Source organism: Sulfuracidifex tepidarius (genome assembly GCF_008326425.1).
GTDB lineage: Archaea > Thermoproteota > Thermoprotei_A > Sulfolobales > Sulfolobaceae > Sulfuracidifex > Sulfuracidifex tepidarius.
In genome coordinates this window covers 464,079-488,812 of the sequence record NZ_AP018929.1, presented here as the reverse complement: position 1 = coordinate 488,812, position 24,734 = coordinate 464,079, and the positions used below count along the sequence as shown (strand labels likewise).

Below are 24,734 nucleotides of genomic sequence, written 5' to 3'. Positions count from 1 at the left end.
AAGATTTATAAATATATCTGACTTTCAATTATACATTAAATACAAGTGGCTTTTCGTATCACCTTCATAACCAAGCGAGGTCAAACCTTACGGAGTACTTAGATAGGTTTTCTTCCAATCGGGTTGGAATGAGGAATTTCCTCTTGAAATCCCTATTTTTATGTAACACAATAGGACAAGGCAATAATAGTAAATAAATTTTTATCTAAAATTAGTAAAACTAATGAAAGTAAGAGGTATCATGAAACGAGGACAAAGATGCATCATAATTTTAAAATTTGCTCTTGATATGGATGTTTTTTAGTACTATGATCCTTAATACAATATTATGTATAATCCTAATCCTTATGGAAATCCGGAGCAGGGATACGGCCAACCTTATCCACAACCTTACGAGGAACCATATAGTCAACAATACGGACAACAGAACAACATGATGACGATGTGCGATCAGTCAGTTAGCTTAGGGGGAAAACAGCAGATGATACCTACTCAATATCCGGTTAACCTACAGTATGTAGCACAGCAACTACAGATGTATCTAATGGGGCAGGGTTTTCAGGCGTTTCCTATGGTGGGGCAGAACTTAGCTGTAATACAAGCTCAACACCACAGCGTGTTGGGAATGCTCACGGACCAGAACAAGGCGTATACAGTGAGGCTCTGTCAAGGTCAAGGCTTTATAATGGCGGAAACTGGGATCGCGAACCTTATGAGCGATCTCTTGACCGCAGGTGCTACAGTGGGCATTTCGGACATGCTCCTGCACAGCAAACTCCTTTCCATGGTTGGAGGAGGTATGGACGCCTACGGAATATATAAGGACTACGCAGGGGAGAAACAACTGATGAACACTATCGTGCAGGCCGTAATGATGGCTCCACCAATGCAACCGCTAGGTCAGCCTTATGGACAGCCGTACGGACAACCTCCTGCTCCACCTTACGGTCAGCAGTACCCTCCGCCTGAATATCAGAGACCTTATCCACCTCAGAACTACCAACAGCCACCTCAAGAACAAAAACCTCAACAGGAGAAACCAAATCAACAGGAGGAACAATCGCAAGGATAGCTCGTTTTCTCAATAATTTATAATATTTGGATTTTTCAGAAATGACATGTTTCTCTTTATACTTCTAGTTAATTTCTTTTAAGGGAAAATCTTCATCGGGAAGACGTGATTATCCTATGTCTTACGGAGGGATAAGATTAAGAATATGCCAAGTTTTACGCTGAGATTCGGGGTTTCCCATCTCACGAGAGTTAAGCGAGATGTGCAACCTTTTTTAAATGGATCTGAAGTTAGACATTCAAAGTATTTGAAGGATAAGCGTCTAGATATCACGAAGCGAGAACATTGTAACGCCTCTGTCCCGTGCCGACTCAAAGTCTTCCTCAATTCAGATTACCTAGGAGTCTCCTCGGCGAAATCTAGGGCGGAGTCCTCAAGGACGTTCACTGGGGTAAGTCAGATAGGAAAACGTTACATAAAATGCTTAAATTATCTCTTTGCATAGATAAGCATATAGGACTATGATGAAGGAAAATTGCATAAAAATTTTCGATTTACTCTCAGAATCCAAAGAAGTTTCACATCTTAAAAAGGAGTTAGGAGAAGACCGGTTGAAGTTCTTGGAAGAGAGCGGAGTGATAAGGAGGATAGGAAGGTACGTGACTACAGGAGACGTTAAGACAATCTTTCATGAGGTTTACCTGAGACAGAACAGAACCAAAGTGAATCTCTCTGTAATCGGCGAAGGTTCGCTTGAACTCGACTCTATAAAGGCATTTGTGCTGGGAAGGAGGACCTCGTGGAATCCGATATTTTCATTGCAGGGAGGCTCCTTTAAGGCGGAAGGCGAACTTATCCTAGGGGAACAAACCTACCCTCTCCTTTTCTCCGCTGTCGTGTTAAAATCTCCTTCGATGAAGATTAAGATAGATGTGTACGTCCCAGATTGGGTATCGCCGTCGAAGGTGGCTGTGGCATCCTACGGGAGGAGCTTCTCCATTCCTCTCTTCAATCCTTACAAATTAATCATAAAGAGAGGAGAATACTTCAAGGCTTCATGGAATAGTTGTACTCCAGGTTTCTATTCTGTTTTCGTGAGCGCAGGAGTTACATTGAAGTAAGATCCAAGTATTTCGCCAACGTTACCCTTGATTTCCGTCACAACTCTGTCCCCGCTGGAGGAAACGCTTCCCTTATCAGGGTCCTTCTCTTCTCTGAACTTTATGGGCACGAAGTTATCTCCTATCTCTTCTACGTTTATGAATTTACAATTTTTAATTTCAAGTCCCTTAAAGGTCATATCGTAAACTTGTTTTACGAAAGGATATACTTTGTTTGACATGGATATCACGTAGTCATCCCTCGGTGAATAGTAAGTCGAATTCGCTTCTCCGATGACCTCAGTCACATAATCAAATTCTATCAAGTGATTTACTCCAACTTCTTTAAATCGAACCATGGTGTTTATCATGCTGTTATCCCCAACCTTCGACATGTAACATGACATTTCGTGAGGTATTTCCTTCCCATCTACCTTAATGGAGGAGTTCACGTTTATTACTCTACCTGTGAACCTGAGGTCTCCTAGGGAAGAGCTCAGGCGCGTGGTGACGGAAAATGTGACCAACACGTATCTCTCTTTGAGGATGGCTGTAGCTTTGTCCTGTACGAAGATCGTGTGTCTCAGGATGGGAAGTATTCTTGTCTCCTCGAGAGGTTTCCCTTTAGAGGATAGGATTCCTCTGTTGATCAAGTTCCTCACTGTGGGATCCCTCAATGAAAGAGTTCTCCCCTCAACTAACTGCCTTGCTATTTTCATTAACTTAGCGTCGTACATAGAGAAGAATTGTTAAAAAGCTATATTAAATTGCTTTTAATCTCATAAGACACCAAATTCTTGGATTTAGCTCCATGAGACGTAGTTAGGTGCTTTTGGCCTGACTTAATGAGTAGTTCGCCACGGACGGTTCTTCATCACTGTCCACGTTAATGTCTACAATAGGGGTTGGTTTGTGTTACACACAGTTCTCAAGAAAAGGGAAAATCATCGTTTTTTAGTTTAAAAAAAGTAGTATGATTTGTATAAAATGGGAATAGATTTTAAGATAAGAACAGTTCGAGATCGAGAATCAAACCGATTTTTTTAATCCGGAAATAATTCTTTTAAAGGAGAATTATTACTCTTTTTTCCTAATTGTATTTCAATAACTCAAAATAAAACATTAGAGCTAGTATTTAGATTAAGTACACAATGTTACATAAAAAGGGTAAATAAAAAATAATGTAACATATAAGGCTTCTTAATTTACTGTGTTTTAGTCAAAATAATTACTGGAACCATAAGACGCCCCAGTTGGCGAATCCCTGACCCGTGTCTGCTCCTATGAACGAGTAATAGTTACCTCGCGCGAACGGGGGAAGATCTACTGTGACGTTCGCCACAACACTGTTGGTAGAGCCTAAGAAAGAGTAGTCTCCTTCATCGATCGAGCCGAGATTTACCGAGACGTTTGCTACCTCTCTGTTATTCAAATCAATCACCTGGGCATACAAGTCCTTGGTCAAGGCGTTGTAGCTCATCTTAATGATTAAATCCTGATAAGGTGAAGGAATCACTGTGCCGTTACCGGTGTGAGGTATCACTACGACGTTGGGCGGGTTTTGTGGACCGTCCGTGTAGTTCACTATCCAAATGTTGAACTGCCCAGTCATGTTTACAGCTTTCCAGAAGGGATCCCATTGAACTATGATGTAAGGTGAGGGCGAGTAAGGTAGAAGGACTACGCCTTGTATTCCGGCAAGAGAACGCATCACACCCTGGTCAAAGGAGTCATTAAACAATAGAGGAGTTATCTGCTTATCTGCACCGTAGCTCACCCAGTAAGACACGGAGTGGTTCATGTCGATGTAGTTAGTCGGGGTAAGGAAGGCTCCCATCTCGAAACCGTCTGCTGGAATCACATCAGAGGAACCACTGTACCCAGACACGGTGTAGGTGCCCACGAATGTCTCCTGATAAGAAGTACCATTGAAAGAAGAGTTGTATAACATGATTCCGGCTGAATAAGGACAAGCTTCCTTGTAATTTGCAGACAAGTCGAGAATGGGTTCCTCGTAAGAACCGTTCTTGAGGTCGCCGTAATACTGGGAGAGCTGATTAGGCGGTATATAAACAGGCCAGGACGTGGTGTCCAGGAAAAGGGAAGCGAAGCTGGGGCTGGTGAAACCTTGATAAATTCCCAGCTTAGGGGAAGGATCTACCACTTCAAGGAAATGATAGAGGGACGATGTGCCGTTACTAAAGGATATCTGGATAGTTACCTTAGTTGGTTTACCCAATTCTTGAGGGGATACACTCAAGACCTCTATGACGCAGTATACACCAGGGTAAACTATAACAGATTTCCCGTTTCCGACGCTTTGAACAAGTGAGGAGTTATCTATGCAGAAGGTTATGAGGCTAACTCCGGGCTCGTTTGTGACATATAATGAGACCGTTTCTCTCTTGGTCACGCTCAGCTCTCCCAGAGTTCCGTTCACCATGAAACCGTTGTTGTAGACCCTGAGGGGAGCAAATACGGCGAGCGTGTTCTGATTCACCGTTGCTATTGGAATAATGGGGGATATCGTTAAGTTGAGATGAACGGCATTGCCATGAGGAGTAGTGCTATTCTTCACCGCTACAGTAGGGGTTCCTGAGCTTGTAGGCTTGTAAAAGGAATCCTTGTAGTTTTCAATGAAGAATAACGCTCCTACTCCTGCAATTACAACTACTAAAAGGATTATTGCTATGAGAACTCTTCCCATACGCAAATCTTTATGCTCAATTTAATAAACTTTTTTATCCCATATTCAAGAGTCCGGCGTCTATGTTCATGATTCTGTTTATACCTCATTTTATTGCGTGAAATAAAAGAGTTAAATGCTAAGTCTGAAGTATATATTATTTTCAAATTACTTTTTATAAAATTTTTATTTAAAAATATTTTAGCTTTGCTCAAGGTGTTGAAAATTTGTTGAAGAGAAAGAAGGGTACACCTAGTCTGAAGTTTCGTCCAGATAGAAAATCAGACGAGGGTAGATTACATAATCATTTTAGTGAACTTCATTTACTCCAATAGTGACAGAGTTAGGCATGCCCTCTCGTTTGTTGTGTCATGACGAACACATCACGAACTCATCCGCGTAAAATAGGACAACGTGACTCGGCTGCCTTATTGTCTTATACATACGATACTCAAGAAGAAGTTTGGTTTTGAAATAGTAAAAATGTAATAATTAACTAATTAATAAATAAATAAAAAATAAAAAAGTATATCTTTTCAACGTCTCCCGAATATCAATGCCATAACAATCCCTATACCCAAGACTACTGCAATCAACACGATAATGTATATGAACGGAAAGCCAGTCGATTGGCTGGATGTCTCTGGAGGAATGGGGCGGACGTTATTAGATTGAGGTGTATGCGAAGTTGGCACGGTACTTGATGATGTAGGTGGGATGGGACTTGATGATGTAGGTGGGATCGGGGAGGAAGAGTTGAAGAATTGTAAGGTCAACTGGAAGTTATGGGACAGCACGAACGTTCTATTGCCTCCTATGACGTTGTAACCCGGCGGAGGCACTACGCTCATCTCGTAAACTCCTATCAGCAGAGAGAGGTTGACTTGGTTTTTGTCCTCTATAAGTGTACCCCTGAAGCTGGAAGAGTTTAGACTCAGGATCCACTGCGTTCCATTAGGAATCCCGGAAGCGTGAACGATGAGGTTATACCTTGCAAAGGGTACGTAGCTCACCACTAGGCTTTCGTTTCCGTTCAGAAATGTCTCATACTGAGTCTGTGACAAGTTGTACCCATTTACGGGTTCAGGGATCACTAGGACATCGCCGTAGGGCAGAGTTAAGGTAATGTTTGTCCCAGAGGAGGCCATAGCGGTTTTGGAATTAGCTATGATGCCCCACTTCACGTCTGGGATGAGGCCCTCCTCTTCTACTGTAAGGGTGAAGTTCCTAGGCACGTAGTTCACGGTTACGTAACTCTGTTGAGCCACTTGTAGCGTCAGCGAACCTTGCAGCGGCACATATCCAACGTTAGGTAGAAAGGTCATGGTGTAATTCCCTTCGGGAAGGACTAATATTGTGGAGTAGTTAGATGTGTTCTCCACGTACCCGACCTTCAAACCGTTCACGGTACCGTTCACCATGAATGTCAAAGGAAGGCCATAATTTAAACCGTGGGCTTGGATCTCTACCGGGTAACCATAATAAGCAAAGTTAACAGTGTTGTTCCCCGAGACTAGTAGACCCCACTTTGTGACCTGGAAATTATTCACTGACGTATCAGGCAATGTATAATTCTCAAGGACAGTCTTGGAGTTAGTTATGACAAGCTGACCATGTGACGACATTGCATAGACCTCTCCGTTATAATATTCCAAATACCATGCCATACATGTATAACCGGAGCCAAGGTAGAAGGAGTTTAACAGCTGATCGCTATGAACCACGTACATGTAAAATCCACCATGCTCTAGGGTTATGAGGTATAGTGTACCGTCGGGGGATATCACGTAATTGGGTGGAACAATTCCACCTGTATAAACGTAACTTGAGGTCGACAGCTGTAGGTATGTGAAGTAATCTTTAGACGTGATATCAGGGAAAGTGGAAGAATTATAGATAAATAACTGATTATCCTGCTGGGCCTGTACGTAAACCAGACCAAGTGTGTTGTCGGGGATTAACCTTATCACGTCACCTCCGTTTCCTATCTGCGTGGTGACAGCCCTTGATTTTCCTTGATGTATCTGGACTAGCGGGCAATGATTGATGGAAATACCTACCTCGAAGTAACCGTTCACGAAAGTTGGGTAAGCGCTTGGATCTAAACCGTCTGGGGTGAAACCATACCGGGCGTGAACACACGACACGTTCTCAGTACCGTCATATACCAGGAAGACAAATTCCAATTCATTGAAACTGGTTCCCAGTACATAGATCGACCCGTTGGTTAGATACCCCCAGTAAACCTTGGTTATAACCATGTTCGATGGTGTAGGCATTTCAAATAACCCCACCTCATGAGTTCCGTTTATTTCCAAGAAAGTCCCGCTCTGATTTATGGCATACACTACCCCATTAACGGGGTCTACGGATAAGTTCTGAGCAATGAAGTTTGCAACCACTACTCGATTGAAGGTACCATCGCTCTCATTTAAAGCATAAATCAAGTGATTTAGTCCTGCAACGTAAATTAACCCGTTAAATGGATCATAAACCGCTTCCTCCACGTTACTTTGAATCCCGTTTTCATATATGTAACCTAGCTGTACTCCCTGTGTAGGCTGTTCCTGAGATGATGCATATGTTGAAGTTAGAGTTAACTGCATGACTGATAATAGAGTAACTAAAAATACTAACAAGGTAAGAAACCTATTCAGGATTTCTTTCATTTGCCAAAACCTCACCTAAATATTTATAAAATATCTTTTGACCCTTTATTTATAAATTTTTCTTTATATTACGAGCTTTTGTCTGGTATAACTATGCAAACAATTGACCTCAAATATTCACCTTTTTATAGATGCAAACTTTGTTGCTGTAGTTGCGTTTATAGTAATCTTGATATCCAGAATACTGTCTCCCCTTTTCTTGCGTCAAATATCATTTCCGAATCCCCTTGTAGAGATTTGGAAAAGGTATAGTAAACGTCTTCATCATGTTAAAGTGGTGAGAATCCTGCATCGTCAGTGTTCTGATAGGTGCATCTAGGACGAATATTTAACATGGAAAAAGTAACGAATCTCTATTTATAACCGTTTCTAAAGCTTTAATTTTGGAGTATTGAGATGAACCTCGGAACTTCTATTTTGAATGTATTTGGTTAAATCCCTGTTAATAATACTATTGAAGTTTTTTAATTAATACTTTCTAATGTAAGAGTATGTCCCTCTTCATGAATCTTCCTCTTTTCAATTGCACATTGATGTCTCGCTGCCCTCCCAATACTCTTGTAGGATCCTCTTTGGAAGTAGCTATATACGCTGATATAAAACTTTATATGTAATATTATTACATGAATTGACATGATGGAAAAGGTTACGTGAGTTCCTCAACGCTTTGTGTATGCGGAAAAGGACAATAGATCACAGATGACTTTCTATCATCAGACATAGAATCACATGCGAAACTGACACTCCTTCTGCTCATTTTTATATTTGTGGGGACTTGTTTTCTTATAATCGCGAGATCTCTATTTTATCCTTTAGGGGAGTAATATTAAGAACATTGACTACATCCTCAGGTGTGACACACGGGATATTTGCATGTATAATGGAGAAGCTTTTCTCGAACGAAACATAAACATAGCCGTCCTTTGATTTGTTCTTGATACGAACTTTCTTCATTTTGTCATACTCAATTTCATGTGCCCTTTTAGGCAGGAGATCCACTGTGAGAGGCAAAGGCTGGTTGGGTACTATCAACAGAGTCTCCTTCTTAGTCCCCTTAGTCTTCTCTAAGAATTTACTCTCCATCATTTTCTTGGCTATCGCTCCTCCTATCCCCATACCGAGGCTCCCGGCTAGAGTTGCTCCTATCAGGCTTAAAGCCGTTTCAATGACAACTGTATTAACGCCTCTCACGTTAAGCTTCTCAAACGGTTTTCCCTGTATCACGTGCTTGTCCGTCAGCACTACCGATCTAGGTTCCCAGTCAGAGTTAGCCACGATTGGCATTATCACTAAGACCTTTTCATTAGCGAACTTCTCGGGGAGGAGGCCTGAAGCCGAAGAGATCTGAGCTTGCGCGCTCGTACCGTTATCAGGTCTAGATTGATAACTTTGTGAAGAATTTTGTATTTCATTTCCACAACTTATACAATACTTACTATCGTCTGGATTTGGATGCCCACATCTGACACAATATACTACCATATGATAATGCTACACAAAATAGTTAATAAAGTTTAATGGCTTTAGCCGAGGAGGAGAGGTTACTCCAAAAACTTTCTTCGAATTTAACATAAGATAAATCTTCTCAGCAGTTTAGTTATAGACAATCGTGCACGATTCAAGGTTATCCAAGTTCCCTGAATTATGCGCTGATGTCTAGATATTGACTGTAAACTAGTAGGCTCTCTCAGATTTAAATAATAAAACCAGAGAATTCCTGTATACGTGATTTTTAGAGATGTGCCTACCGCCATATTTCAAATGAAGAGCACTTCTACATTAACTATAGTTCCATTTAAAAAGATAAAGCGTTTGGTGCTAAAATTCTTCATAGTTTACCAACACGCAATTTAAGATAAAGTTTATTAACTATCAAAAAAACTTTTCTATAGTCAAAAAATACAATACAAGATGTCAGTTAGTATTAGGATATTGTACGTGCATTTAAGGTGTTACAGAGGCTTAGGAAAACTCCCTCCTTTCCCTCTCCTTTAGACGTGTTGACCGAACGGATTGTACTACTCTCATTATACTACTCTCTTTAGATATAATAGCATATGAGCAACGTCTAGTTACATCATGTAAAATTTATATAAAATAGTCAAAATACTTTTGTATCTTTATACCTTGAAGCATAATATTTTTAAATGGACAAAAGGAGACTAACATAATGAAGGTTTGTCCTAAGTGTGGATACGCTAATCCTGAAGATTCCAGTTTCTGTATGAGATGTGGCTCTCCGCTTTTTAACCAGCCACAGTTACCTCCTTCACAGTACCCCACGAATGCTCAGCCTTCACCTTATCCATATCCTCCTCCACGTGGTGGTAAGTTTCCCCTTAAGGCAATACTTGCCTCCGTACTTGCTGTGATAGTGATCGTATTGGTGTTAGTGGTTGTATTGCCAGCCTTTAACGGACATGGAGATCCTGTCTCCATGGCACAGAGCTACTATGGTGGATCCTGGAAGGAGGACTTGCAGGCATCAGGTACAGCCGTAGAACTTAACTCAGGTTTTTACTCAGTGACCTTCGCCAACGGGACTAAGACCACTATGACGTATTCACAGTTAACCCAATATTTCGCGAGTACGTTAAACGAGTATAGATCTTACATCTCCTCTTTCGGTTCTGGTAGCGGGTATTTTGTCCCTACTTTTTCTTCTTTCAGTTATGACGCCCACCCTCAAAAGGTTTACTTTACTATACTAAATGGTACCGTAGACGGACAAAACACTTCGATAGTTATGGTAGGAGTCTACTATAATTCTACTCCGAATTCAATTTCTGGTGATTATAATCAACTCAAAGAACAAATATCAAGTTGTACAAGGCCTCTACCAGTTAGTACGTCTACGGACGGAGTGTCACTAGCGTTTGGTCAGAACGGTAATTCTTACTATTTCTTCTTTTCTCTATCAAATCTTGCGAATGCTGGGGTACAAGACGTCGACTATAGCTCTGTAGGAGTTTATGCCTCATTTTCTCAGAATCAAGGTATTGCCGTAATATTCCTTGGAGTATCGCCATCCCTCTCTCAAGCACAGGGGTTCTCTAACGTAGTTCAGTCCAACATCTAGTAAAAGATTTTTCCCATTTCTTTTTTAATCAAAAAGTTATATAGGTTAGGAGCTAGTCCTCATGCTATTTCCTCATCACTTGTGATCTAGACTCATTATCTTTGCAAAATCCTCTAGGAGTGTAAATACCGTGTTACCAGCTAGCGTAGACCATGGTGACATCAAGAACGCCTTTAAAGAGGGGAAGCTTCTACCAGATTGTGTCATGTACTATCTGAGATCATACCATGTCTCTCTAACTCCAACGAGTCCTTCGCCTCTTAGGGAGAACTCATACGTTTCAAGAGAACTAAGGCAGTTTACGTTAAGTGACAGGTACTCGCCCACTCCTGTGGGACAAGGGTTAACTCTGAATTTGTAGCTTAATGAAAGTACTATAACGTAAACTTCGAAAATACTAATCAGGTCCCTTTTCGAGCTTAGCACCAAATAGAGCGAGGCCACACTGCAGGCAATTGGAGACTTGATGAAACTTCTGGAAGTTGACAAGCTCACGCTTCTCGTACTATTGTAGCTAAATCGACGGATTTTTTCAGTGTATACTGGGTGCATGCCTACCATACCGATTCACGGATTTTATTTCTCTGAAAATCATTTTTCCATTATACGTGCAGCCTATAGAATAAACTAGCTCCTGACGGCTGAGGCTTCATGGCCTTATCACAAGGGCGATACTCAGCAGTTATAGTCATCTCGATCGTGAAATTACCGAAAGGTAATGGAGCTACTAGCTTTCAAGGTGTTCTAGCGTTAACTCCTTCGGTGATTATCATGAATTTCCTGCAAATCGATTAAACAAGATAATTTATACTCTCCACTGGATGGCCTTCGGTCTTTTACTCACTCAACGTAAAAGGTCGTGCCACAAACTTGTTACCCAGTTCTAAACAGCGGAAACATAAAAACTATAAAAACAACACCTAAAGTTTTAGGTAAAGACACTATCACATAGCTTCGTCCTGGAACTTCTTAAGGTTTGATGAAATACATGAAGCCTGCTGACTTATATTGCTTAATAATCCTGGATCTATAGCTTGGTCTGCGGTGATCTGCACGTCACTATCAATGAAGTCCTTTACGTCTTCCTTAAGTTCGTGTATATGTCTATCGAAAAAGCCCTCCTTTCCCGCTATTATCACGAAGTCCCTTCTAAGTTTCATGTTTCCCCCGTCGTAGTTCATCTCCGTGAGAACCTGCAAGGTCATCTTGCCGTTGATGTTCTTCACGTCCACGCCAGCCAGTTGATCTATCGGTGTTCCCTTATAACGCTGAATTATTGATTCTATTGCGTTAGGATCATAAAACACTGCGTCAGTGTCTGGCTTGAAGTCTGGAGAAGAGGTACAACGCGGACAGCTAGCGTACTGATAGTTCATGATTTTCTTTTTAGATCTTAAAGTTCAATATATTTTTTATTATAAATATAAAATATCATAATTATAAATAAGTAATATGTTTCTAGAAAGGTTCGTCTTGACGTGGTCAAGGTGATAACTCCTTCCGTAAGGAATCGATAGATCTCCTCGGTGTTCATTCAGCTCATTTATGCTTACCCTCGTTATTTTTGATAGGTAACAGAGTTATACAAAGATTAGCAATTTTTGCTATACCTACTTTTTTAGGTGAATTAGCATTCAAATTTGGGCTATTGATAGGGTTATTAGGCGTTCTACCTCATGGATTAATAGAACTCTTAGGATTCAGCTTTATACCTACCACTTCGTGTTGATGCAACTTAATTTAAATGCTTAGCTAACGTTAATAATCTCTATCGCAAGTAACTACATCTCTTCAGCGTAGAGCTATCAAGGACGCATTTGCAGCATATGATGAAGCGTCTTAGTTTGCGAGAAAGTAAGGAAATAACATCTTAAATAGGAAATAAAAGGAAAAGAAAAATAATTAAAAAACTCTTTTCATTCTCATGATCTCATGATACTTTTTCTATGTTTACATAAACGTTGTTCATGACACTCACGAACGTGAGTCCCCAGTTCCAGAACGAAGCGCCAGTGCCAGCGTTAACCTCAGTCCAATAACGCCCGTCAGACGGCACCGAGAACGTGGAGTTTAAAGGTAAGTCCAATGTGATGACGCTGGACGTATTCACGTCTGTAACCTTAGCGTAAATAGTGTTGTTGTATCCGTCGTAGGTCACTTGCATCAATATCTCATCTCCACGCCTTAACCCGTGGATGTACCCGTTACCTCCGCCTCCCACCAGGAGCTTTATGTTGTTGTAAGTCACTCCTCCTGAAAAGTTTGGCGTGACAATCCATACGTTGAACTCACCCGTAGTCCATGAATCCCTAGATAGCGGCGGATACCAGAAGGGCTCCTATTGAACTATAATGTAAGGGGTCTTGGAGTAAGGGTAGAATATCTCACCCGTCTGTGTGGCAGGCCACCCTTTCATCCCAACGTTGTCACGCTCGTAAGTGTATTTTGTGCTCATGTTAATCCAGTTGTGAACCGGTGTGATGAACATACCCACGCTGAAACCGTCCGCAGGGTAATCTGGAGTGTTGTAGAGGCCCGCTGGCTCTGAAGAACCGTTTGAGAAAGTACCAACTAACATGACGGTGTAGTTTCCTCCAGTATAATAAACGTCCTGACTGTTCATCATTAGAGCTGCGGCCGAAAAAGGTTTAGCGGGCACGATCCTCATCACACCAAGGTCATAAGGTAGAGCCCCCCAGTAACTAGATGGGCCTGCAGGATATATCTTTATGTAACCAGAACCGTTCTCTATGTAGTAAATATAGCTATAGTTAACGAAAAAGGAGGGATCGCCTATCGTGCCAAATAACAACTGTGCCGATGAGGAGGAGCCGTTGCTCTCCTCGACGCTAAATCCATTACCTAAGACCGTCTTCAACGACTCGCTTATGTAAAATTCCTGGTCTGTGGTTAAGCTCTTTTGGGAGGAACCGGTCGTGGAGCTATTGTGATGCATTATCAGAAAGTAGAAGCCTAAAATGGATATAATCAACAATGCTACTATAACTCCTATTACTATTACCTTGTTCATCTTATATGAAAATAACGTAAGTAATTTAAATAGATTTCTTCACTTTAATCCTTAACTGATATTAGTTCTCTAAATATGTTTCTTATTTTACATGTGCAAATTAAACACCACCAAGGAGGTCTTGTAAAAACTATTACTACTGTAAAAATGTATTAATACATTTTTTAAATATAATACAGCTATATGATAAATCTCATTTAATTCAAATAACGTACAGTGTTGACACCTGAAGTCAGCTAAGAAATTAGTCATCTCTCTAAATTATTTATCTCTCTCATACCATGAAGCAACGTTAACGTAGAATGAAGAGAGCAATAACATTAATAGTCTGAAACAACGTCAGTCCGAACTCTTCTTAGAAGAGCTACATCTCCTTGAAATTTTTAGTTTGCCTACTTTGTACTCTCTATTATTTAATAAAATTTAAAATAAATTAACATCCTTTTTGACCGTGTTTACTTTTAGGCTTGACATTTACTCACGTAAACCTAGAAACGGTCAATTTTTATATCTAGGTTGACATGATAATGTATAGAGCAGAGTTTCAGACAGATAATGTAAATTTAGACTAGCTACATTCAGATATACTGGACGCGTTAAGGAGCAACGGTATGGAGATACACAGAGACGAACCGTGGGACAACGGGTTCAAGGTCTTAGCCAGGAGGGACGAAGACCACAGTGAAGTCGAGGTGTTCAAGGATTGGGGTAGCTTGAAGGTGAAGGTCAGGGGCAGGTTGGAATACGACTTAGAACAGATAGTAATGCCGGTAGTCCAGAACTCGCTTTCAGGGCAAGCACAACCTCAGCCTCGTTCTATGCCTTCTCCCATGCAGTCACCACAGCCCGGGACAATGTCTCAGCCTCATCCCATGCCACAGATGCAACCGCCTCAAGTGCAACCACAGCAACCCCATCCCACTATGGGTCAAATGCCAACTACTATGCCAACCCCCATACCTGCTTCACAGCCACCAGTCAACTTAACTATGGAACATCAGTCCTTAGCAAATTCACTGATGCAGAACGGCTATCAGCTAGTTGTCAATACCGGTACCCAGAACGGATTCTTCATCAGGGGAAAGAAAGGGAATGTGATCATTGATATAGAATGCAGGACATCCCCTAACTACCAATAAATAATTTTTATTTTTAAAATGAATATATTACTTAAATCTTATAGTTGGAGATATACATAGACAGGAAAGACATTCTTGATAAGTGAAATCAGATTCCATATTTCTCTTTTATGGCCGACTTAACTTTCACTGCATTGTCTGAGGAACAAGTTGTGAGCTTGAGGATATCTCAATAGCTTAGGAATCTAGAAACAAAAATCTTCTTATAAATCGAAAAGTTTTTCGTATAACACAAAATAGAAAGGTTAAAATACTATTCTGTTCAATCTAATTTAATGACATCAAATTTAGTTTATGGAATTGATAAATTAAGGTCGGGAGCCTCTTGGAGATAATAGCTGCTCTGTTACTCTTTATATCAGTCCTAGCGCTTGATTTCAGTATCTTAGCTTCCATATCAGCTGGATTAAGCGGAGTGATAGCAGGCGGGATATCGATATTAGTTATAGTAGCAATAGGAATAGTCCTAGACTTCTTAGGGGTAATGAGAATGAGGAGCGGGTTCAATACGCTTCCGTCTCAGGGAGTTAAGACGAGTACTGGATCCGCGGGTGCCTTGCTAATATTGATTTCTCCCTTATTACTGCTAGTAGGAGTTGCCATAATCGCAGTAGGTGTATTACAGGCTTCAAGTGGGCTAGCGGTTGGAGGAGGATCTCTGATAACGATTGCTGACTTAATCTATTTCATTGGTGCGATACTGTTGGCTATAGGTTTCTATTCTGTTGGGAGTTACTTCCAGAATACATTAGTAGAAGTAGGCGGGATTCTAAGCATATTCCTGGGTTTCACACGTTTCATTCTTATATTCATCGGACCTGGAGGAATAAAGAACTCGATCTCCATGGGAGGGTATCCTTACCCATCATATCCCGGAACTCCACAATATCAGCCTCAGAGTCCTGCTTACGGGCAGACAACTTACGGAAAACCGGTATCGTCATCTCAAGCTTACTAGCAGGGGATTGGATCAATATCTGGAGGGGTAGCGAGCTTCTCACTTTACTCTACCGTTCCGATGTCTATATCCTCAGCAACCATACAAGGAACACAGTATTATGCCCCTTCAACTTCAATTTCTCCTGCTTCACTTGTGCCTGGGAACAACAACGTTTTGATTAACTTCGGATCCGTATCACTTTCCCCCGGTGTTCAGTATCAGATACTGCTCACTATTTCAAACGGTAGTCAAATTCCAGTGAAAGTATTGGCGAGGTAAGTTCAAGGTCGTTCTTGTAACGAAATGTCGCTGCTTGTAATCCTTTTTCCCCTCTTTTTTAATTATAGAAAATTAAGTTGAAGTAATACTACATCTATATATAACAGTACCATAATTTAAATTTATTATTGAAATTTATCTAGAATGTTGTGCTTTTCTGATTCAAGGAACATAATAAATCATTTCACCTTTACCGATAAAATTCATGACTAACTGAAACTAAATTGATGCTTCATGTATGTATATCAGTAAAATCATCACCCCTAATGTGATCCCGTATTTCTTGAGGTCGAATATCATGCAAGATACTAAATCTCACAGGCTAGAAGCTTTAAGACAGCTGAGGGCTATCGCTGGGAAGCGATCCGCATGAGTGAGGGATACACCAGGGACGTTTTTAGATGACATTTGAGCTCCGCTATCACGTTCAAGCCACGTCGTAGATTTGCAATGTAAGAAAAGATAAGAATATGATACTAAAGCATATATGCAAATTTATCCTATACATGAACTATCTCTCTAAAAACACAGTGTCTAACCGAAGATCATGTGAGGGTAAAATAAGGTACTTTCATGAATTATCTATCAACATTACCCCTTGATAATCGTAAACGCGATCCACGGTAACTCTAACGTGATTGAAAGTCCAGCACCGGGGAACTGCTGAGAAAATCTATAAAAAGAAATGAAAAGATATATAGTGCTTTACCGTCCTTTATATTATGAAAGGAAATTATGGCACAAGACCCTTACATACAACAGATCAAGGATGGTATTAAAAACACTCTCTCCGATGCCTTAACCTCGTTTAAACCCTCCACAGTCAGAGCTTTCTATGTGTTTTTTGATCAAGTCCTGAGCGGGTACGAATACGTTAATTACTGGGACGTGAACTACAACGGTACGTTAAACGAGTACTCTGGGTACTGGGTTCCAGTTGACAGCAACAGATTCAACTACGAGATACAGAGAGCCGTGTATCAGGGGCTCACGAACTTGAGGGAATACGTTATGAAGTCCAACAGCTATTCCTACCTCACGGGGTATACCCTGCAACAAGTGAACGATGCAATAAACAACCTTCACGTCTATCCTTTTGCGGAGTTGACCCTACCTTCAGGAGCCAGAATCAACACGTTCTCCTTGATGCATGAGGTGATCTGGGAGATCCTAGCGGACAAGTGGAACTCTGACGTTATCACACTCTTCAACAAGCTCAGTGATAGCGCTAGGGGAATGACGAGTGTCTTGTGGTTGGAGCCCACGTTCAAGAATTACGGATACGCCTACGTAAATGACGTGAGTTGTTTCCTGACGTCGGTGGGCAGACTGATGGGGCTTAATGGTTTGTCTTTAGAAAACTTGTTCATGGAGATTTCGTCTTCTGGGATTTTTGGATACGGTAAAATAAGGGGTGAGTACATGATCTTCTTAACTCCGTTTTCAAGAAATCTGTTTCTAGACTTGGTAAACAAGTGTACTATTCCCCCAAACATTGTTTCGAAAATAAAGTGTATTACATCATAGATAGCGAGATCTGATTGCAGAAAATACGCAGATAGAATGTTATGACATAAGATAGCAAACTTTGAACGCATGAGAGATATGAGTAAAAATATACCACGCGCTTCTTTTTTACTTTGGAGAGCACCTCACCATAAATAGACTGTTTATGACTAACTCCCATCATATTCCGAGAAAGATCAAGTACATGAATTTTCATCCTTTTCACTGTTTAGAAGTGAAGTCTATTTAGGACAATATTTATGTGTTTTTAGCATGCAGAGTTTTTCCGTACATTTTATGGTTTCTCTAATCTTCAACTTTATGTAGTAAAAACGTGAAAAGTATATAAATTTCCCACTACAACTCCGTTAGTTATGGGATTCCTCAGGTGCTACATGTGCAAGAACATGTGCAAGATAACAGCAGTAGCAGAGGGAAGAACGGTCAGGGTCTCATCTAACAGGGGACACCCATAGCCTGGGATCTGCGGTAGAGGTGCTGCTGGGCCTTACTTACTTAACCACCCTGATAGGCTGAAGTCTCCATTGATAAGGGAAGGAGACAAGTTAGTAAGTACTCCCTGGGACAAGGCACTTGACGAAGTATCGTCGAGACTAAGAGAGCTCAAGGATGAAGGTCATCCCGAGGGGTTACCAATCACCTTTCACGATTACGGCAAGGAGATCCTCGAGAGGTTCGCCTACCTCTACGGCACTCCCAACCTGATAGGACATGAGAGCGCCTGTCCGGACCAAGGACAGTCGCTGCAGAGTTAGTTCTGGGAGCTGAAGGACCAAAGAGCATAGACCCGGACTACGCCAATTCGAAGTTCGTGGTCTTCGTGAGTAGGAACCCGTTGGAGGGGATAGTCCCCGACATAGTCAGGAGGATAGACGAGGGGAGGAAGAAGGGCATGAAGGTGGTTGTGGTAGACCCGAGGAGGTCAGCTATAGCTGAGAGGTACGCTGACAGATGGATACCTGTGAAGCCCGGGTCGGACTCTGCTTTCCTCCTCTCCCTAATATATTACATGATAAAGAAAGGTACGTATGACGAAGAGTTCCTCATGAAGTGCAGCAACGCCCCGCTCATGATTTACGATGACATGTCTTCAACAGGGGTATACGCTCCTTCCCTCCTATACGAGGGTGAGGTGAACGGAAGGAGGGCGAGGACGGCTTTTCTCTACCTCATGAAGGAAGGTGAGAAAGTTTACCCAAGAGTGGGGGACATCTGTGGCGTCAAGGAAGACGACATCAAATACGTAGCGGAGGGACTCTGGGAGAACCGTCCAGCGTCAGTGATAGACGACGGGTGGCACACCTCATTCTCCACGGACTCCACTTACGCATGGATGTCCGCACTAATAGTGAACGCAGTGTTAGGTAACTTGGACAGGAGAGGGGGGCTTGTGTTCTCAAAGAAAGCTAATGTGTCGCTCGTTGAAAGGAAGATGGAAGGTAGAATAGACAGAGTGAGGTACCCACTCTCTTACGCTTCCTTCCAGGAGGTCTACAGGAGCATATTGACGGGCTCGCCTTACCCGGTGAGGGCTCTCATGGTGGTTGGGACAAACTTGGACGGGAGAGACCCGAACTCCGAGATGGTGAGGAAGGCTCTATCTCAGGTGGAGTTCATGGTAGTTGTGGACGTCATGCCTTCTGACGTGACAGAGTACGCCGACGTAGTCCTTGCAGAGTCTACATACTTAGAAAGGGACGAACTGCCTTTACCGGTGGGATGGACTCTCGAGTCTTGGGTAGACGTGCACCAGAAGGCGTTGGAACCTCTCTACGACACCAAACCCCTGTGGTGGATAATCCTGGAGTTGGATCACAGACTAGGACTGTCAAACGACACTTACGATACTCTGGATAATTTAAGGTAATTCTAACCTGGGTTCAGAGGGATGTAAGGCCTTTCCTTGAGAAAGGAATAAGGGAGATTCATTTAGTCATTTTTATTTCATATTCAGAACAACATAAGATCCTAAATTCCACCAATTTCAATAAAGGAAGAATAAACAGTTTGGTAAATTACGTTATGGATAACCTTCACGATAAATTTCAGGCTCTACAGGAGAGAGGGTTCTCTTCCACGTGTGAAGACATGAGGAAGTGTTTAAGAAGAGACAGAAGGCTTACCTTTAAAGGTGAAATAGATGTGTATTTCGAGATCCTTTTAGGAGAGGAGTTCTTCGAAGAAGTTTTGCACGAAAGCTATACCCAGATCAGAGACAGCATTCTTACCAAGGAGTTAGGGGACGACTTATGGCTTTTTTATGCAGTCCTACCCTATGAGATTAGATTCTACTACGAGAATGGTTTCATGTGGTCCAGGAAAATTTATGAAATGCTTAGATCTGATCCTTCTCTAATGGAACTGTTGAAAAAGGAGCATAGTATCGATAATGTAATAGATCAAATAGTGAAGAGAGTGATCGATAGAGAAGAGAATATCAGACTCCTTGAGACTAACGATATGAAAGTACAGTACGAGTTTCTCAGGGCGCTTTGCGGTGTAGCATTGATACTTTCTAGTCTCGATTGTCCCAAAAAGCTTAACCTGTAGTTCCAAGTTAGATGATAAACGAAAAATTACAATCAAGTAAGACAATATATTCTCTCTGAGATAACTTGATATATTTCAGTCAAATATACATAAGAAAGTTTTTGAGAGATTACAATTAACCTAATGATTCAATGTAAAGACCTTACTTAAGCTCCCTCGGTTACGGTGTAGATTAAGCTTGGGAGTTACAAGAGGTGAAAAAGTTAGAGTTAACTACCCATCAACGAGAACGTTTTAACTTTCGTCACTGCTCTCTATATAGATTTCAGAGGTAGGTCTTCTTAAATACTTCCCAGTTCTGACGTGTTAATTCTTTAACTGTTCTTGATCTACACACTGGGAAGAGTTTAACATTATGAGCGATCTCGTGAGGAAGGAGTTAAAGAAGCTTTATGTTCTATGACACTCGCGCTTTATCTCCTCAAACATGAAATAACAGAGGGTGAGTAGGGAAAAGATAGACTTGGGCGTGGGTCGATCAGTCTAAACTAGCTCGATTGAGAGGTTTCATTGAGGATTTTAAGATTTTACCGTGATCTTTCCTCTAGTGTCTTGGGAACGTATTGAAGTGGAGATTTCTCTCATTGAGGCTTTCGAATCCGTGTAGATGGTTACTTGATGAAAAGACGAGTTCTCGCTCAAGGAATGTTAAATCCCTAAGTTTGCTTGATTCTATCGGTTGCCTTCTTAAATGGAGTATAGTTAGTTTTTTAATAGATAATAGAGAAATACCAAGGATCACCATGAACAATGGAGAGAAAGACTTCGAGTCTTCTGGACTAAGGGACATGTCCAGATACTGGTGGTATGCATGGTTTACGGCGTCCATGGGACAGTTCGTGGATGCATACGATACCCTCATCATCGGGGCGGCTCTCCTCTACTTAGTCCCGCTGATGCACCTCAACGACGTACAGACGGGACTCCTAGCTTCGTCAGCTTTCGTGGGAGTAGCGGTGGGCGCACCCCTCTTCGGTAGGATAGCTGACAAGGTAGGGAGGAGGTTCCTATACATGTTCGACTTGATCTTCCTAGTGGTATTTGGGTTCCTCTCAGGCACTGTGAACAATTTCACGGAGCTTTTCATCACCAGACTCCTCGTGGGGATAGGCGTGGGCGGGGACTACGCTCTCAGCCCCATCATGATATCGGAGTATTCGCCGGCTAAGAAGCGTGGTTTCGCTTTAGCGTCAATGAACAGCTTCTGGGGTATAGGCTCCATCGTAGGTTTCCTCACAGCTTACGGCATAGCGGTGACCCTTCACGGTGCCATGGCTTGGAGGGTAATGTTGGCATCGGAGGCCGTGTGGGGACTTGTGGTGATAGGGATGAGGTCTAGGATACTCGAGTCCCCGAGGTGGGCTATCCTTAAGGGGGAGATGGGGGACGAGGGAAGAAAGAAGGAAGGCGAGGAAGTGGTGAGCAAGCTCGCCGGAGGGAAGGCTGAAATCTCAGCGGGAAAGGCAGGAAAGCCCACGGTTATGGATCTCTTCTCGGGAAAGATGTGGCTAGTGACGCTCTTCGTTTGGGTCTGGTGGCCCGTGTTTGACGTTGCTGCCTACGGGTCTAACTTGTATACCCCTTACATAACTCAGGGGTTGGGGCTGACCTCTAAGGCTGACGCTTTCCTCGCCTCAGCACTGTACTGGGTTATAGCTATGTTCGGGTACTACACTGCAGCGTACCTCTACGACAAGGGCAGGAAAAGGATGGTGGTGCTTGGCTCCCTACTCATGGGTGTTGACATGTTCGCTGGACTCGGGGTATACGAGGTGTTGGGTTACTTCCCGTTCCCGGCAGTGATGGCGTTGTTCTCCACTTATTACTATTTCATGAACTTCGGGCCCGGTCCTTACACTATGACGCTTGCTGAGTTGTGGCCCACCAGAGTGAGGGGTACTGCAATGGGACTCGCAGCCACTTTCTCAAGGATAGGGGCAGCTGCGTCTACCTTCGTGTTACCCTCCGTGATCCACGATATAGGCTTCATGGGTGCATTCCTGCTCCTCGGCGTTGCCATAACCTTCGTGGGGATATGGTCGTTGTTCCTCATGCCTGAGACCGCCGGGCTCACACAAGACCAGCTCGAGGAGATCCTTCCCGGGGAGAGGAAAGAAGGGAACAAGCGGTGGAACCTCAGAAGTTAGGCATGAGATGGGAAAACGACGGATTGAATGTCTCAAGTAGATCATTGAGTTTTAAGGAATGCAGATAGATAAGACTAGATTAGGCGAACCGGGTTTAATTTTCCCCACATCTTGAAAGAACACGCCACAACACGTTTGAAGTTTGAGGAAGCCTTACCGTCTTATTCATTCTTTTTTTATCCCTTTCAACCAGGTATATATCACTCGGAAAAGTGAAAACAATTAGGAGTCATGTTCTGATCAGGTTGTGTTTCTAGGGTCTTGTTCTAGAACGTGATTCCATGATAAATAGGTGGAGTGCGTATTGGCCTCCATTTTAGGGTGTATTAATCTAAGACTACGTATATATACTAGATGTTAGACGAGAGGCACGAAGTGAGGGCTTTATTTAACGTGTAGATTCCTTCTATCAGCCACAATATCTTCATCGGGTTTCCACTATTCAACGTTCATGAGTCTATGCGGAGCGAACTCGACGAGTTCAGGGACGTAGTCCACGGTTCAACTCTGTCTCGTGGCGAGATCCGCAGGAAACTCTTATTCTCCATGTCCCTAGTAGTATCAGGAGTGGTACTTAACTTGGATTTGTGTCTATGTGGTTACATCCATTCCTAGAGTCCTCGTGGTCCCATGTGCAGATGGCTAGCCGTCCGATAGGCGAGAAGACTCTTATCCACACTCACGGGAAGGCCCCAGGGGTGAGACAGAGAGACGAACACACGGTAAACGTTAACTCAGGAGTTTGTTATAACCTCACAGCTCTCGCTTCACCCTTCTCTATGACCACGTAACCCCTGTCGTTGTAAAGGTTCTTCTTCCTAGACATAGTGCCGGCGTTCATGCACTGTAACGACGGGAAAGTGACGAGGGCGTGGGAGTGCCCCAGCACCAGGAAACCGTCCATCTTGACCCTGAAACCGAGGCAGAACAGGAGAGGAGGTATTTTACTGTTCACCTTCATGAGAAACTTAGCTAGCAATTTCTCGCCGTCCTCGTTCATGAGTTGATGCCCGTGGAGGAGGGTGAATTTCCTCCCCCTACTCGACACTGAGAGGACGTCGACATCCCCCTCGATTACGTCCTCGTCCCCGTTCACATGTACAACCTTCCCTAGGGAGGACTTGAGGGTATCGAAACCCCTGGAGTCCTCTACAGCGTCTCCTAACATCACCACCAGTGAGGGCGACTCTCTCCTCACCACTCCCCTCACCTCTTCGACGTCACAGTAAGGGTAATGAAGGTCTGAGATCACGAGGACTTTACCTTCCTCAATCACTTCCTTGATTTTCACAGATGAGTTGTTAGCAGTGGATTAAAAATTCTTTCTCGTAAAATACGAAAGGATTCCTTCAAGAACTTCGAGTCCAGAGTACTCCGCTAAATTCTTTATTTATAAACGTGAGTTTACTCCATGAAGGCACTCGTCTTTCAGAAGAGCGGTATTGAGAACTTAAGGTACACTTACTACGACGACCCTCAACTGGGGAAACACGAGGTTCTAGTGAAGGTGAGGATGGCCGGAGTAGACCCAGTAGACCTCATGACCGTGAACAGCCTGAAGGTTAAACCCATCCCCCATATACCTGGGACTGAGTTCGCCGGCGAGGTGGAAAAGGTAGGTGATCAGGTAAGGGACTTCACTCCTGGAGACAAGGTCACGGTGTACGGTAAGATCTATGACGGGACGTGTGACATGTGTATGGCGGGGTACGAGACTGTGTGTAGGAACGGAGGGAGGGTGGGAATAGACACCAACGGGGGTTACGCTGAGTACGTCGCAATAGACGAGAAGTACGTGCACAAGCTACCCGAAGGTTACGGGTGGGAACTAGCCTCCTCTCTCTCCATATCAGCCCTCACCGCGTACCACGCCTTGAAGGAGGCTGCGCTGAAGCCCGGGCAGACGCTGGTAGTCTTCGGAGCTTCGGGGAACACAGGGATGTTCCTCGTACAGCTTGGAAAGAAGTTCGGGGCAAAGGTAATAGCTGTGACCACCAAAAGTTGGCTCGGAGAGATGGGGGCAGACCTATCCGTGAGCTACGACGAGGTAGAAGAGAAAGTGGGTGAGTTCACCCACGGGAGGATGGGAGACGTGGTCGTGAACTCCTTGGGGAAGGCGTTCTGGGAGAAGGGTATGAAGGTGGTTGGTGTAAGGGGTAAAGTGGTCACCTTCGGGACGCTCTTGGGTAGCGAAGCAACGGTGAACTTGTACCAGCTCTATTCGAAGCACGTGAGCATTATGGGCGTCAATAGGGGGAACAGGTCGGACTTCGTGGAGCTCTTGGACTTGTGCAAGGACTGCAAGGTGAAGGTCTGGAAGAAGTTTCCTCTGGAGGAAGGAGTGTCTGCATTGAGGTCCATTGGCTCAGGGGAGAGGGACGGGAGGGTTATGATAGAGGTGGAGTGAGAGGGAGATCGGGAGAAAAGGCTTGACGTATGTCCACAGTTGATACACGCAAGCGAAAACGTAAACAGAAAAGATTCCCAACACTGCCTGTGCGCTTAAAGATTACAATAAAAAGATTACAATAAACATGGTTACAATAATAATTATGATTTCTAGAATATTATTAAA

Annotated in this window: 23 protein-coding genes; 14 read left to right on the top strand and 9 right to left on the bottom strand. The window is 42.9% G+C overall.

Annotated elements, in window-relative coordinates; genetic code table 11:
* The first annotated feature begins 328 nt into the window (after positions 1–328).
* Both IC007_RS02295 and IC007_RS02290 read left to right on the top strand, forming a co-directional pair.
* Positions 329–1,072, top strand: coding sequence for a hypothetical protein (locus tag IC007_RS02295; RefSeq protein ID WP_054846425.1), 744 nt, complete (start codon positions 329–331; stop codon positions 1,070–1,072).
* Positions 1,073–1,623: 551 nt separating this feature from the next.
* Positions 1,624–2,133, top strand: a complete 510-nt coding sequence (locus tag IC007_RS02290; RefSeq protein WP_149528287.1) for a hypothetical protein — start codon at positions 1,624–1,626, stop codon at positions 2,131–2,133.
* Here the strand turns inward: IC007_RS02290 and IC007_RS02285 are convergent.
* From IC007_RS02285 to IC007_RS02270, 4 genes are all read right to left on the bottom strand, one after another.
* Positions 2,094–2,849 (bottom strand): hypothetical protein, encoded by a 756-nt coding sequence (locus tag IC007_RS02285; protein WP_054846427.1) that lies wholly within the window; start codon positions 2,847–2,849, stop codon positions 2,094–2,096. The genes IC007_RS02290 and IC007_RS02285 overlap by 40 nt on opposite strands.
* A gap of 491 nt (positions 2,850–3,340) precedes the next feature.
* Complete coding sequence (locus IC007_RS02280) at positions 3,341–4,819, bottom strand: hypothetical protein (protein WP_149528286.1); 1,479 nt, start codon at positions 4,817–4,819, stop codon at positions 3,341–3,343.
* 515 nt (positions 4,820–5,334) lie between these two features.
* Positions 5,335–7,467, bottom strand: a complete 2,133-nt coding sequence (locus tag IC007_RS02275; RefSeq protein WP_149528285.1) for a hypothetical protein — start codon at positions 7,465–7,467, stop codon at positions 5,335–5,337.
* 783 nt (positions 7,468–8,250) lie between these two features.
* Positions 8,251–8,949, bottom strand: coding sequence for a zinc ribbon domain-containing protein (locus tag IC007_RS02270; RefSeq protein ID WP_149528284.1), 699 nt, complete (start codon positions 8,947–8,949; stop codon positions 8,251–8,253).
* 688 nt (positions 8,950–9,637) lie between these two features.
* Here IC007_RS02270 and IC007_RS02265 point away from each other — a divergent pair.
* Positions 9,638–10,546, top strand: a complete 909-nt coding sequence (locus IC007_RS02265) for a zinc ribbon domain-containing protein (RefSeq protein WP_149528283.1) — start codon at positions 9,638–9,640, stop codon at positions 10,544–10,546.
* A 210-nt stretch (positions 10,547–10,756) separates the two neighbouring features.
* Here IC007_RS02265 and IC007_RS02260 read toward each other — a convergent pair whose 3' ends face one another.
* Complete coding sequence (locus IC007_RS02260; RefSeq protein ID WP_149528282.1) at positions 10,757–11,107, bottom strand: hypothetical protein; 351 nt, start codon at positions 11,105–11,107, stop codon at positions 10,757–10,759.
* Between the two features lie 90 nt (positions 11,108–11,197).
* Between IC007_RS02260 and IC007_RS13160 the strand changes: the two genes are divergently transcribed.
* Entirely contained in the window at positions 11,198–11,341 is a 144-nt protein-coding gene (locus IC007_RS13160) for a hypothetical protein (protein ID WP_156303820.1), read from the top strand.
* Positions 11,342–11,490: 149 nt separating this feature from the next.
* Here IC007_RS13160 and IC007_RS02255 read toward each other — a convergent pair whose 3' ends face one another.
* From IC007_RS02255 to IC007_RS02245, 3 genes are all read right to left on the bottom strand, one after another.
* A complete protein-coding gene (locus IC007_RS02255; RefSeq protein ID WP_054846435.1) occupies positions 11,491–11,922 on the bottom strand; it encodes a hypothetical protein in 432 nt (143 codons plus the stop codon).
* Between the two features lie 554 nt (positions 11,923–12,476).
* Positions 12,477–12,794 carry a hypothetical protein gene (locus tag IC007_RS02250; RefSeq protein WP_054846436.1) on the bottom strand — a complete coding sequence of 106 codons (318 nt, stop codon included), beginning with the start codon at positions 12,792–12,794 and terminating at the stop codon, positions 12,477–12,479.
* A gap of 90 nt (positions 12,795–12,884) precedes the next feature.
* Positions 12,885–13,577 (bottom strand): hypothetical protein, encoded by a 693-nt coding sequence (locus tag IC007_RS02245; protein ID WP_054846437.1) that lies wholly within the window; start codon positions 13,575–13,577, stop codon positions 12,885–12,887.
* A 611-nt stretch (positions 13,578–14,188) separates the two neighbouring features.
* Here IC007_RS02245 and IC007_RS02240 point away from each other — a divergent pair.
* From IC007_RS02240 to IC007_RS13150, 9 genes are all read left to right on the top strand, one after another.
* Complete coding sequence (locus IC007_RS02240) at positions 14,189–14,716, top strand: hypothetical protein (RefSeq protein ID WP_054846438.1); 528 nt, start codon at positions 14,189–14,191, stop codon at positions 14,714–14,716.
* Between the two features lie 307 nt (positions 14,717–15,023).
* Positions 15,024–15,674 carry a DUF973 family protein gene (locus IC007_RS02235; RefSeq protein WP_084739855.1) on the top strand — a complete coding sequence of 217 codons (651 nt, stop codon included), beginning with the start codon at positions 15,024–15,026 and terminating at the stop codon, positions 15,672–15,674.
* 6 nt (positions 15,675–15,680) lie between these two features.
* Complete coding sequence (locus tag IC007_RS02230) at positions 15,681–15,935, top strand: DUF973 family protein (protein WP_306344641.1); 255 nt, start codon at positions 15,681–15,683, stop codon at positions 15,933–15,935.
* A 735-nt stretch (positions 15,936–16,670) separates the two neighbouring features.
* Positions 16,671–17,462 carry a hypothetical protein gene (locus tag IC007_RS02225; protein ID WP_054846441.1) on the top strand — a complete coding sequence of 264 codons (792 nt, stop codon included), beginning with the start codon at positions 16,671–16,673 and terminating at the stop codon, positions 17,460–17,462.
* A 524-nt stretch (positions 17,463–17,986) separates the two neighbouring features.
* Positions 17,987–18,217 (top strand): hypothetical protein, encoded by a 231-nt coding sequence (locus tag IC007_RS13155; protein WP_162205010.1) that lies wholly within the window; start codon positions 17,987–17,989, stop codon positions 18,215–18,217.
* A 65-nt stretch (positions 18,218–18,282) separates the two neighbouring features.
* Positions 18,283–19,329: a molybdopterin-dependent oxidoreductase gene (locus tag IC007_RS02220; RefSeq protein ID WP_162302161.1), complete on the top strand. Its 1,047-nt coding sequence runs from the start codon at positions 18,283–18,285 to the stop codon at positions 19,327–19,329.
* 155 nt (positions 19,330–19,484) lie between these two features.
* The gene (locus IC007_RS02215; protein ID WP_149528281.1) at positions 19,485–20,012 is read left to right on the top strand and encodes a hypothetical protein; all 528 of its coding nucleotides are present in this window, start codon (positions 19,485–19,487) and stop codon (positions 20,010–20,012) included.
* A gap of 743 nt (positions 20,013–20,755) precedes the next feature.
* Positions 20,756–22,159 (top strand): MFS transporter, encoded by a 1,404-nt coding sequence (locus IC007_RS02210; RefSeq protein ID WP_054846443.1) that lies wholly within the window; start codon positions 20,756–20,758, stop codon positions 22,157–22,159.
* A gap of 459 nt (positions 22,160–22,618) precedes the next feature.
* A complete protein-coding gene (locus IC007_RS13150; RefSeq protein ID WP_156303823.1) occupies positions 22,619–22,774 on the top strand; it encodes a hypothetical protein in 156 nt (51 codons plus the stop codon).
* Positions 22,775–22,904: 130 nt separating this feature from the next.
* Here IC007_RS13150 and IC007_RS02205 read toward each other — a convergent pair whose 3' ends face one another.
* Positions 22,905–23,450 (bottom strand): metallophosphoesterase family protein, encoded by a 546-nt coding sequence (locus IC007_RS02205; protein ID WP_232048977.1) that lies wholly within the window; start codon positions 23,448–23,450, stop codon positions 22,905–22,907.
* A 120-nt stretch (positions 23,451–23,570) separates the two neighbouring features.
* Here IC007_RS02205 and IC007_RS02200 point away from each other — a divergent pair, with 120 nt between their 5' ends.
* The gene (locus IC007_RS02200) at positions 23,571–24,566 is read left to right on the top strand and encodes an alcohol dehydrogenase catalytic domain-containing protein (RefSeq protein ID WP_054846444.1); all 996 of its coding nucleotides are present in this window, start codon (positions 23,571–23,573) and stop codon (positions 24,564–24,566) included.
* The last annotated feature ends 168 nt before the right edge of the window (positions 24,567–24,734 follow it).